The following is a 3,372-nucleotide window of genomic DNA, read 5'->3' as shown; positions in this document are numbered from 1 at the left end:
GTGGTGGTCAACCTGTTAAATAAAGGACACGAAAGCTACCACTATTATCAGTACTACGCTTCTTACTACAGTGAGCAAGCTGCTAAGAATAATCACAACGGGACGAGCCCTAGTGGACGCGCCAAAAGTCACGAAATAAAGAGTCGCTCTTGAAGTGCGATCGCCCTGATATCAAGTTGCTTAAAATATTACTTAATCTTCGAGCTGACGGGGGAAAAGTTTTTGGCACTGCTTTCATACGTGTATAAAAGCTGTGGACAGAACGTAGTAAAAATATTGACAAAATCAACAGTCAATTTACAAAAGAGCTGCCAGGAATTAGTGACTTGGCAGGAGGTTGAAAGTTTACTGGTAGTTGTTGTGGGCGATCGCTACAGGAGAGAGCTATGGATTAGAGGACTTTGTAACAGCAGCCTTTGCACGTGTTTGGCTAGATTGGCGTGAACATGTTGTCATTAACGCCAGTCTGTCACGGCCAACCGATATTGCCGTAGGCAAAGGTAATGCAGCCAAGGCAAAGAAACAGTTCAGATAGCAAGCACAATATAAAACGAACGATGTGGTGAGGATGATGGTGAAAGCCAGAAGTTTAGTATTGCCTAGTTACTAATTTGACCTTTGCTGATAATAAGTAGCTGCAAAAGCATCATAAACCATTAGATGTCCATACCTTTTGTAACTGCCACCATTGTTTATCGAATTAAAATCCTCAGTAAATTTATTTCAGTTCAATTGGTAGTTCAGGTTTTGGGACTAGCTAGCGGAATTTTACTGGTTCGCACACTAGATCAACAGCAATATGCCTATTTTACTATTGCTAATACAATGCAAGGAACGATGAACGTTTTAGCAGATAGTGGTATTAGTAGTGGGCTTTCCTCTATTGGGGGTAGGGTGTGGCAAGATCCCCATCGTTTCGGTCAATTAATCAATACTGCAATGCAGTTACGGCGGTATCTGGCAGTGATTGCGATCACTGTGGTTACCCCAATTCTGCTTTGGATGCTGACTAGTAATGGATCGTCTATTACCTATGCCGTATTCATTTTGGTGTTGGTATTAGTGGGACTGAACTTTCAATTAACTACAGTTGTTTTAGGTATTGTTCCACGGCTTCGTTCCCAGATTAACCGCATCCAGCAGTTAGACCTAATTGCAGCTATCTCCAGGCTGGTGCTTTTGGGCGTTACTTATTTTACATTGTTGAATGCAGCTTTAGCTATTCTGACTGCCTCGATTGCCTTTGGCTTACAAAACTTTTTCTTGACCAGATGGGTTTCTGAATATATTGATAAAAAAGCATCGATTAATGTAGAGGATAAATTAGATATTCTAAAAATCATCAAGTGGCAGGCACCTAATACAATTTTCTACTGTATACAAGGACAGACTGCAATTTGGCTTATAAGCATTTTTGGAAATACGCAAAGCATTGCTGAAGTTGGAGCACTAGGTCGGATAAGTGTCATTTTTTCGATCATTAATTCGATTACAAGTAGTATTGTTATACCCGCTTTTGTTCGCTGCCAATCAGTTAGAGTTTTATGGCAACGTTACTGGCAGATTATAGGTTACTATGGCTTGTTAACAACGGGAACAGTTGTAATTTCAATAATTTTTCCAAGGCAACTCCTTTGGATATTAGGAAATCAGTACTCTCATTTAGAAAATGAGCTGACTTTGATCTTGTTTAGTACGACATTTAGCTCTTGGGCTGGAACTTTGTGGTCGATCAATGCTTCTAAAGCCTGGCTTAAGCATAACTGGGTTTATATTCCAACTACAATCACTACCCAAGTTATTCTACTACTATTCTTAGATATTTCTAATGTTAAAGGAGTAATTGTGTTTGGAATTATATCTATTATCCCAGGATTTTTGCTGAATTTCTCTATGGCTTTTGAAGGCTTTAAAGAAGGATTTTCGAATTAATGAGTTTAATAGAAAGAACTATTTTGAAATTAAGGTTTCATGTTTGGTCAAAACTAAAAGCTAACTTTTGTCCCAGCTTTTATTTTTCGCACTCCCAATTTGGTGAAGATATGGTTGTAAGATTTTTAACTAATGACTCTACTCTGGGATTTTATGTAGATATTGGAGCTCATCACCCTGTATACATTTCTAATACTTATCATTTTTATTCTAAAGGTTGGAGAGGAATCAATATTGATGCTATACCCGGCAGCATGGATGTATTTAAAGTTTTAAGACCAAAAGACATTAACTTGGAGCTATGTTTATCTCCTCTTGAAGGTGAAGAGATTGATTTTTTTATCTTTGATCGTCCAGCATTTAATACTTTTTGTAGCCAAAGAGTTGACGAAGTTGTGGCTTCTGGCTAAGCTTAATTAATAAAAAAACACCGATTACAAACGACTACACTCAAAAGCTGTTTAGATCAGTACGTGCCTAGCGGAACTGAAATTGATTTTATGAGTATTGATATAGAAGGAATGGATGAAGCAATCTTGATGTCAAACGACTGGAACCGCTTTAAACCCAAAGTTTTGGTATTTGAGAAACACCTGACACCCATTCAGCAGCTTGATAAGCTACCTATCATAATTCACTTGGCTAACTTTGGTTACAAGTTAGTAGCAAGATGTGGACCGTCAGTGATTTTAGAGAGCCTATCATCTGGGACTAGAAGTATTAATAGGAAAATAATAGCGTGAATATGGGTTCCTATTTCTCTATAATTATTCCAACTTACCATCGCAATGATTTGCTTGCGAAATGCCTAAATTGTCTAGCCCCTGGAGTTCAAACTTTACCGAGTGAGCAATATGAAGTAATTGTTACAGATGATGGTTCTGTGACAACTGCTGAAGAAATGATGAATGAGAATTATCCCTGGGCTAAGTGGGTGACTGGTCCTGGCAAAGGTCCAGCGGGGAATCGAAATAATGGTGTTAAACATGCTTGTGGTGAGTGGCTAGCTTTCACCGATGATGATTGCTTGCCCGATCCACAGTGGCTAGAAGCCTATGCTAAAGCTATAGTTGCTGAACCCGCTTGCTTAGTTTTTGAAGGACGAACCTATGTTAACCGTCCAAGACGTAGCCTTGGGGAAACATCACCTACTAACGAGTTAGGTGGGTATTTATGGTCATGCAACTTTGCTATACAAAGGCAATTCTTTAATTCTTTATCTGGTTTTGATGAGCGATTTCCCTACGCCGCTATGGAAGATGTAGACCTGAGGCTAAGACTTACGAAGCGTGGACATAAGTTTTGTTTTATTAAGGCTGCTTCAGTGTGCCACCCGTGGAGACCCAAGGGAGGCTGGAAAAAACTAAAACAACATCAGGAGTCAGTCTTAATTTATCTGTCTGTTCATCCAGAAGAGTCATCCCATATACATTCAAAGTA

Annotated in this window: 4 protein-coding genes; all 4 read left to right on the top strand. The window is 39.1% G+C overall.

Annotated features, from left to right (window positions below):
* Positions 1 to 660: 660 nt before the first annotated feature.
* Positions 661 to 1,932 (top strand): polysaccharide biosynthesis protein, encoded by a 1,272-nt coding sequence (locus tag ACEW80_RS08825; RefSeq protein ID WP_373526228.1) that lies wholly within the window; start codon positions 661 to 663, stop codon positions 1,930 to 1,932.
* The gene (locus tag ACEW80_RS08820) at positions 1,932 to 2,342 is read left to right on the top strand and encodes a hypothetical protein (protein ID WP_373526227.1); all 411 of its coding nucleotides are present in this window, start codon (positions 1,932 to 1,934) and stop codon (positions 2,340 to 2,342) included. The genes ACEW80_RS08825 and ACEW80_RS08820 overlap by 1 nt, the downstream gene beginning before the upstream one ends.
* A 9-nt stretch (positions 2,343 to 2,351) precedes the next feature.
* Positions 2,352 to 2,675, top strand: coding sequence for an FkbM family methyltransferase (locus ACEW80_RS08815; protein WP_373526229.1), 324 nt, complete (start codon positions 2,352 to 2,354; stop codon positions 2,673 to 2,675).
* A gap of 2 nt (positions 2,676 to 2,677) precedes the next feature.
* Positions 2,678 to 3,372, top strand: a 695-nt coding sequence (locus ACEW80_RS08810) for a glycosyltransferase family 2 protein (RefSeq protein ID WP_373526226.1), incomplete at its 3' end; no start/stop codon positions are given.

The organism is Nostoc sp. (genome assembly GCF_041747015.1).
Lineage (GTDB): Bacteria > Cyanobacteriota > Cyanobacteriia > Cyanobacteriales > Nostocaceae > Nostoc.
The sequence above is the reverse complement of the archived record's forward strand: the minus strand, read 5'-3'. Positions and strand labels throughout refer to the sequence as shown.